We start from the raw sequence: 8,244 nt of genomic DNA, 5'->3' as shown, positions 1-8,244 counted from the left end.
CATCCGCATCCACACCGGCGGCGACCGGGCCCGCGACCAACGAAGAGGTGGACTCTTGACCCAGTCGGGCACCACACCGAGCCCCCGGCCCTCCGCCGAGCGCCCCCTGCGCGTCGCCCTGCTGTCCTACCGCAGCAAGCAGCACGTCGGCGGGCAGGGCGTGTACGTCCGCCACCTGTCGCGGGAGCTGGCCGCACTGGGCCACGAGGTCACCGTCCTCTCCGGCCAGCCCTACCCCGCCCTGGACGAGGGCGTGACCCTGGAGAAGGTCCCCTCCCTGGACCTGTACAACGACGCCCACCCCTTCACCGCGCCGCCCGTGCGCGAGTGGCGCGACTGGATCGACGTCCTGGAGGTCGCCACCATGTGGACCGCCGGGTTCCCCGAGCCCCTCACCTTCTCCCTGCGCGCCAACCGCGAACTGCGCCGCCGCCTGGCCGACTTCGACGTCGTCCACGACAACCAGACCCTGGGCTGGGGGCTGCTCGGCATCAGGTCCGCCGGGCTGCCGCTGGTCACCACCATCCACCACCCCATCAGCGTGGACCGCAGGATCGAACTGGCCGAGGCCCGGGGGCTCCAGAAGCTCACCAAGCGCCGCTGGTACGGGTTCGTGGGCATGCAGGCCAGAGTGGCCCGCAGGCTCGACCCGATCCTCGTCCCCTCCCGCTCCTCCGCCGACGACATCGCCCGCGAGTTCGGCGTCGACCCCGCCGCCATGGAGGTCACCCCGCTGGGCGTGGACACCCGCTACTTCCACCCGCGCCCCGAACTGGAGCGCGTCCCCGGCCGCATCGTGTGCACCGCCAGCGCCGACAGCCCCCTCAAGGGCGTGGCGGTCCTGCTGCGCGCCGCCGCCAAGCTCGCCACCGAGCGCGACGTCACCCTGACCATCGTCAGCAGGCCCAAGCCCGGCGGTCCCACCGACCAGCTGGTGGACGAGCTGAGCCTGCGCGACCGCGTCGAGTTCGTCAGCGGCATCGACGACACCGCCCTGGCCGAGCTGATCGCCAGCGCGCAGGTCGCGGTCGTCCCGTCCTTCTACGAGGGGTTCTCCCTGCCCGCCGTGGAGGCCATGGCCTGCGCCACCCCCCTGGTGGCCAGCCACGCCGGAGCCCTGCCCGAGGTCGTGGGCACCGACGGGGACGCCGGACGCCTGATCCCCCCGGGCGACCCGGAGGTCCTGGCCAGCACGCTCGCCGCCCTGCTCGACGACGACGCCGAACGCGAACGGATGGGCGCCGCGGCCTGGCGCAGGGTCCAGGAGCGGTTCACCTGGAGGGCCGTCGCCGAGCTCACCGCCCGACGCTACGCCTCCACCATCGACACCGGGACCCGACCCGCCGAAGACACGCGCCCCACGCCCGTGCGGGCCCGCGCGAACGGCGCCTGACCCGGCGGACCGCCCGCTGACCCACCACCCCGCGTTCGCAGATTCCTAGGGAGCCTCCACTGATCACCGTCGACTTCACCCTGTTCCCCGTCGGCCCGGGCGACCGCGTACTCGACCTGGGGTGCGGCGGTGGCCGCCACGCCTTCGAGGTCTACCGCCGCGGCGCCGACATCGTCGCCTTCGACCAGAACGTCGCCGACCTCGCCGAGGTCGAGACCATGTTCGCCGCGATGCGCCAGGAGGGCGAGGCCCCCGCGGAGGCCCGGGCCGAGACCGTCAAGGGCGACGCCCTGGACATGCCCTTCGACAACGACGGCTTCGACCGCGTCATCGCGGCCGAGATCCTCGAACACGTCCCGCACGACACCGCCGCCATGGCCGAACTGTTCCGGGTGCTGCGGCCGGGCGGCATCGCGGCGGTGACCGTGCCGAGCTTCCTGCCCGAGCGCCTGTGCTGGGCCCTGTCGGAGGAGTACCACACCAACGAGGGCGGGCACATCCGCATCTACACGCGCGCCGAACTGGAGGCCAAGCTCAGGGCCACCGGCTTCGAGATCGGCCCGCACCACCACGCGCACGCCCTGCACGCCCCCTACTGGTGGATCAAGTGCGCGGTGGGCACCGACAACGACGACCACCCGCTCGCCAAGGCCTACCACGAGATGCTGGTGTGGGACATGCTCAAGGCCCCCAGGGCGACCCGGATCGCCGAGCGCCTGCTCAACCCGGTCATCGGCAAGAGCGTGGTCGTGTACGTGCGCAAACCGCACACCGCCTGATGTCCGTCGTCCCCGCCCACGCACCGCCCCCGCACGACACCGCCGCGCCGCACCTGCCCGGTGTGCTCAGCGCCGAACAGCTGCACCGCTCGGCCTCCTACCTGGTGCGCTGCCAGGAGAGCTGCGGTGCCATCCCGTGGTTCCCCGGCGGGCACACCGACGTGTGGGACCACGTGGAGTGCGCCATGGCCCTGACCGTGACCGGGCGGAGCGTGCCCGGTCACGCCGAGGCCGCCCGGCGCGCCTACNACAGCCGCGTGCCCGGCGGCGGGTGGCCCGCCAAGTTCCGCCAGGGCGTCGCCGTGACACGGCTGCGCGAGGCCAACCACGCCGCCTACCCCGCGGTGGGGCTCCTCCACCACCTGCTCGTCACCGGCGACACGGCGTTCGCCGAGCGCATGTGGCCGGTGGTCGAGGAGGGGCTGGAGTTCGTCCTGGCCCTGCGCGGTGAGCACGGGGAGGTCCTGTGGGCCCGCGCGGAGGACGGCCGCCCCGGCGACCACTCCCTGCTGACGGTGTGCGCGAGCGTGCACCACGCGCTGCGCTGCGGCGCGGCCCTGGCCGAGCGCCTGGGCCGCTCCCGTCCCGCGTGGACGGCCGCCGCCGACCGGCTCGCGGTCCTCATCAACGATCACGAGGACCTGTTCGCCGACCGCGGCCGCTTCTCGATGGACTGGTTCTACCCCGTCCTGGGCGGGGCCGTGCGCGGCGCCGCCGCCAAGGAGCGGATCGAGGAGCGCTGGGATCGGTTCGTCGTACCGGGCCTGGGCGTGCGCTGTGTGAGCGACCAGCCGTGGGTGACCGCCGCGGAGTCCTCGGAACTGGTGCTGACCCTGGCTGCCATGGGCGACGTCGAGACGGGCGTACGCGTCCTGCGGGACGTGCAGCACCTGAGGGACGCCGACGACGGCGTGTACTGGACGGGATACCAGTTCGCCGAACAGGTGCGCTGGCCGGTGGAGCGGAGCACGTGGACGTCGGCCGCCGTGATCCTGGCGGTGGACGCGCTCACCGGGACAACCCCGGGTTCACGGGTCTTCCTGCACACCTGGGACGGAGCGCCCGCGGACCGGGCCGCCTCCCGCTCCGGTGGTGCGGAGCCGACCGGCCGGTGACGTACGGCTGTTGACACCCGGACGGGCCCGTCCCCGAGGGGCGAGCCGTGCGGTCGGACACGCGGGGCGCGTCCGCGCCCCGTGCTCCGCCACCAGGCGCCCGTGCCGGTGGTGCCGGCGCCGAGGACGTCCGGGCCACCGGACGTCAGGACCGGTACGGCTCCACGACCCCGCACGGGGGAGGGCCCGGCGGTGCGCACCGCCGGGCCCTCCCCCGTGTCACTCCGGGACTACCACCAGGTCTGCTCGTTGCGAGCCGGTGGTGTCTCGGTCTCGCCACCTCCACCGCCGCCCTGGTCGCCACCGCCACCGGTGTCGCCGCCGGTGTCACCGCCTCCTTCCTCACCGGGGTCCGTCCCGGGGAAGCCGGGGAACCCGGGCGTCTCCGGATTGGTGGGCGTCTCCGGATCCGTGGGAATCTCCGGGTCGGTCGGCGTCTCCGGGTTCGTGGGAGTCTCCGGATCCTGTGGCTGGTCGTCCTGCGGCTGGCCGTCCTGCGGCGGCTCCTGGGTGGCCGGGTCCGGCGCCCAGTTCTCGGCGGAACCGACGTTGGCGCGGGGTGGGAACTCCTCCCTCTCACGCCCCTCCATGGCCATGGTCATGTAGTCGTTCCAGATCGTGGAGGGCGGGCCGGTACTTCCCACCACGCCGATACCGGGGATCGTGAAGGGCTCGTTGTCGCCGCTGTAGATACCCACGGCCGTGGACAGCTGCGGGGTGTAGCCGACGAACCAGGCCGCCACGTTGTCGTTGGCGGTACCGGTCTTACCCGCCACCGGGTGCGACCAGATGTTGGCGTTGCGGCCCGTCCCGGAGTCGGCCACCACCGAGAGCGCGTAGGTGACGTCGGCGGCGACGTCCTCGCTGATCGCGCGGTCGCTCTCCACCTCCGGGCGCTCGTTCTCACCCTCGACGTTGACGATCTCCCGGACCACGTGCGTCTCGACGTGCACGCCGCCGTTGGCGAAGGTGGCGTAGCCGCTGGCCTGGTCCACCGGGCTGACGCTCGTCGCGCCCAGCGGCATGACCGGGACCAGCTGGTTGTCGGGGATGCTGCCCTCGGGCAGACCCAGGTCGTAGGCGGTCTGACGGATGTTCTCGTGTCCGACCTCCATACCCAGCTGGATGAAGCCCAGGTTGTTGGAGACCCGGGAGGCCTCGATCAGGTTCATCGGGCCGCCGGGGGCGTCCCCGGAGTTCTGGATACGCGCCCCGTTGATGTACTGGGGACCGCTGCCGTCCACCACGGTGTTCAGGCTGTACCCCTGCTTCAGGGCGGTGGCCAGGACGTAGGGCTTGAACGCCGAACCGGCCTGCCCGCCTCCCAGGAAGGAGGTGTCGAACTGGTTGGTGGCGTAGTCGTGGCCGCCGTAGAAGGCCACGACCTCACCGGTGGCCGGGTCGATACTGCTCGCCCCGACGCTGACCCCCTCGGGCACCACCTCCGGGTCGATCGTCTGCTCGACCGCCTGGTACATCTGGTCCATCAGGTCCTTGCGGAACGTGGTGACGATCCTGTAGCCCTGACGGTTGATGTTGTCCTCGGTGTAGCCGAGGTCCGCCAGCTCCCGCATCGCGGCCTCGTACATGTAGCCCTCGTAGCCGCTGAGACCGCTGTCGGCGGGCCGCTCGGGCTTGGGCGCCGGGAACTCCATCGCGTCGGCCTCGGCCTGGGTGATGGCACCGGTGGTGACCATGCCGTTGACGACGTACTCCCAGCGGTTCTCCATCTCCGGGGTGGTCTCCACGTCCGCCTGGCCGAAGTAGGTCGGTTGCTGGATGGCGGCGGCCAGGAAGGCGGCCTCCGCGGGAGTCAGGTCCTGGACGTCCTTGTGGTAGTAGGCCTGCGACGCGGCCTGGACACCGTAGGCGTTACGACCGAAGTAGATGGTGTTGAGGTACTGCTGCATCACCCACTCCTTCGACTCGGTCTGGTCGACCTTGAGGGCGATGATGATCTCCCGCACCTTGCGGACGACGGACACCTCCTTGGTGATGCCCTCGTAGTAGTTGCGGACCATCTGCTGGGTGATGGTGGAACCGCCCTGGACCTGTTCGCCGGTCACCGTGGACCAGACCGCGCGGGTGGTACCGCTCACGGAGACCCCGGGCTCGGTCCAGAAACCGCGGTCCTCGGCGGAGACGACCGCCTCGACGACGTGGTCACCGCCCGCGGTCATCTCGTCGTAGGACAGGATCTCCCGATGGGTGCCCCGGTAGGTGAACGAGGTCTCGCCGTCGGCGTAGTAGAAGGTCGACCCCTCTTCGAGGACGTCGGCCTTCGCCGCGTCCGGGACCTCGACCGTGGTGTAGAGGTAGGCGAACACGCCGCAGCCGATGATGAAGAAGACACCGGTGACGATCAGGAAGACCCGGAGGATCCTCCACCACATGGGCTTCTTCCCCTTCTTGCCCTTCGCCGCCTTCTTCTTCCCGCGCGCCTTCGGGTCACCCGGTCCCTTCGGACCGCCGGGGCCGGTGCCGCCGGGTCCGGCGGGTCCCTTGGGACCGCCCGGACCAGTTGGGCCGTTGGGAGCAGCGGGGCCGGTTGGGCCGCTGGGGCCGTGCTGGGAGGCGGACGCGACCGTCTCCGCACCACGGTGTTCGTGGGACCGGGTACCGGGCCCCTGGGACGCGTCGCCCGCGGAGGCGGTGTCCGGGGAGAGGCCGGACGCCTCCGGGTTCCCCGGGCCGCCCGGTGCCCCGGAGTGCGCGGCCGCGGCGGTTCCCGCACCGGCGGCCGCGGCACCCATGGCACCAGCGGCGGCACCGCCCGCTCCCGGACCGGAACGGGTGGAACCCCGGTCCTCGGCGGAGCCGTCGGACACGTAGTCGGAGAGGCGGCGCGGCTCAGGCCACAGGGACGCGGTCTCGGCCGCGGAGGACTCGTCGATCCTCTGCTTCCCGGCCTGGTCCGGAGCGACGGCGTCCGGTGCCGGAGGCGCGGACTCGACGTCCCGCTCGAAGGCCTGGACGTCGGCCACGGTCCCGGCCACCTGGCCCTTCGGGGCCTTCGGCCCCTCCTGCCCGTGTGACTCCTCCTCGGCGGACCGGTCCTCCCACTCGGAGGCTCCGTCACCATGCGAGCCGGGCACCCCGGTGGCGGAGACCTCGTCGTCGGCCTCCCCGTCACCGGGATCGTCGGTGTACGCCTCCGTCTCGGCGGCTCCGGCATCGTGGACGGCGGCGAGCGAGATGGGCTCGGTCTGCGCGGGCGTCGGCGATGGGGGCTCACCGGTGCCGGGCGCACTCTCGGACGCGGCTTCACCGTCGTACGTGTCGCCGGTTCCGGAGGAGTGACCGTCCTCGCTCTCCGAGTGCACGTCATTCCCCTCCTTCCCCGTGGTCTCCGCGGGGGCAGAGGGGCCGTACTCGGGAGAGGGGTCGGTGTCGTGCGTGTCGGCGGATGCCTCAAAAGCGCCCTGGTCGGCCCCCGTGTCGCCGGACGAGGCGTCGTCGGCCGCGGTCGGGGTGCTCTCGGACGCGTCGGAGACGTCCGCGTCAGTCCGCTCGCTCTCCTCGGAGGGACCGAAGCCCTGTTCCGCGAGGTTACGGGCGACCTTGTCGCGGAGGAAGGTTCCGCTGGTCTTGAAGTGGACCGAGCCGATGAACTCCGGCTCGGGCTGGTCTCCTGGGTCCTCTACTCCTCCAGAGGTGTGGGATTGATTTCCTTCGGTGTTGGGTACGCCACCCGCAGGAGTGGACTTGCTGGACAGCTCCTCGGCAGAGGTGTTTCTGGTGTCCGGCGTGTCCGTGTCGGGACGCTGTCCATCCGTCCCGCCTTCGCCGTGTGTGCTCTCGCTCAGCTCCCCGCCCCCATGGCAAATCACGTCCGGCACTGTGCCGTCCTGCATGTTTGACGCGTGAGTGCCCCTGATCGGTTCAGTTCGAGTCAGGATCGAGACCGAAGCGGTAACTCGGGGAATAACGCCGCCATCGCTTCGCCCTCCACGACACGATACCCGCCCGTAACCATGTCAAGGTCGGGCCGGTAACCACACCGTCACCTTTATCCGAGCCTTATCTCGGGAAGTGTGTAAGGAATCACTGCCGTTCCGCACACTTTCCTCTAACCACCCCTTCGACGCGCTGCCGGAGGACCCCGTCCCGTGTGTGTGGGACCCGGAGGTGCCGGGATGTGCGGAAGAAAGGTGAGGGGTCCAGGTTCGTTCCGTGCGCGAAGTCGGTCGGGCTCCCCGCACGGAACGGACTGGAGAAGAGGTCAGGAAGTGCGTTCGAGGACGCGCATCGACCCCACCACACGCACCTCCCGGAACCGCCCGGAGTCGAGCGCCTTCCGATAGATGTTGTACGGCGGTCGGCCGCCGTCCTCGGGGTTGGGGAACACGTCGTGGATGACGAGGGCCCCGCCGGGGGCGACGTGGGGGCTCCAGGCCGCGTAGTCGTTCTGGGCGGCCTCCTCGCTGTGGCCACCGTCGATGAAAACCATACCCAAGGACGTCCCCCAGACGCTGGCGACGTCGGTGGAGCGGCCGACGACCGCGATGATCTCGTCGTCCAGGCCCGCCTCGGTGATCGTGCGCCGGAAGTGGGGAAGGGTGTCGAACCTGCGGGTGGTCCCGTCCACGAGGGAGGTGTCGTGGTACTCCCAGCCCTCCTGGTGCTCTTCCGAGCCCCGGTGATGGTCCACGGTGATGACCTTGGCGCCGGTGGCACGGGCCGCGGCGCCGAGGAAGATCGTGGACTTGCCGCAGTAGGTACCGATCTCCACGATCGGCCCGATGTGGGCGTAGGTGACCGCTGCCTCGAAGAGGGCGGTGCCCTCGTCCGTGGGCATGAAGCCTTTCGCGGCCTCAGCCGCGGCCAGGAGTTCGGCGGGGATGGCGGGGCTTGTCTTCGTCATGCGGGAATTCTCTCAGCTGCGGAAACGCGCTGGACGGCGGCCCAGGCGCTGAAAAGGCCTCGCCTGGGCGGCTGGACCTTCGTGGAGGGCGCC

5 protein-coding genes are annotated in these 8,244 nt (G+C 71.1%); 3 read left to right on the top strand and 2 right to left on the bottom strand.

Annotation, left to right across the window (positions count from 1 at the left end; genetic code table 11):
- Window positions 1-55 precede the first annotated feature (55 nt).
- The 3 genes from D455_RS0128520 to D455_RS0128510 are packed head-to-tail and all read left to right on the top strand — an operon-like array spanning window position 56 to window position 3,287.
- Window positions 56-1,393 (top strand): glycosyltransferase family 4 protein, encoded by a 1,338-nt coding sequence (locus tag D455_RS0128520; protein ID WP_026123073.1) that lies wholly within the window; start codon window positions 56-58, stop codon window positions 1,391-1,393.
- A gap of 59 nt (window positions 1,394-1,452) precedes the next feature.
- Window positions 1,453-2,172, top strand: coding sequence for a class I SAM-dependent methyltransferase (locus D455_RS0128515; RefSeq protein ID WP_026123072.1), 720 nt, complete (start codon window positions 1,453-1,455; stop codon window positions 2,170-2,172).
- Window positions 2,172-3,287, top strand: coding sequence for a glucosidase family protein (locus D455_RS0128510; protein WP_017574061.1), 1,116 nt, complete (start codon window positions 2,172-2,174; stop codon window positions 3,285-3,287). Before D455_RS0128515 ends, D455_RS0128510 begins: the two co-directional genes overlap by 1 nt.
- A gap of 230 nt (window positions 3,288-3,517) precedes the next feature.
- On the opposite strand, the gene D455_RS0128505 is transcribed toward D455_RS0128510, so the two are convergent.
- Window positions 3,518-7,126 carry a transglycosylase domain-containing protein gene (locus tag D455_RS0128505; protein ID WP_017574060.1) on the bottom strand — a complete coding sequence of 1,203 codons (3,609 nt, stop codon included), beginning with the start codon at window positions 7,124-7,126 and terminating at the stop codon, window positions 3,518-3,520.
- A 383-nt stretch (window positions 7,127-7,509) separates the two neighbouring features.
- The gene (locus tag D455_RS0128500; RefSeq protein ID WP_017574059.1) at window positions 7,510-8,151 is read right to left on the bottom strand and encodes a class I SAM-dependent methyltransferase; all 642 of its coding nucleotides are present in this window, start codon (window positions 8,149-8,151) and stop codon (window positions 7,510-7,512) included.
- Window positions 8,152-8,244: the final 93 nt, after the last annotated feature.

The sequence above is a fragment of the Nocardiopsis halotolerans DSM 44410 genome, assembly GCF_000341065.1.
Classification (GTDB): Bacteria; Actinomycetota; Actinomycetes; order Streptosporangiales; family Streptosporangiaceae; genus Nocardiopsis; species Nocardiopsis halotolerans.
This window is presented reverse-complemented; position numbering and strand designations above follow the sequence as displayed.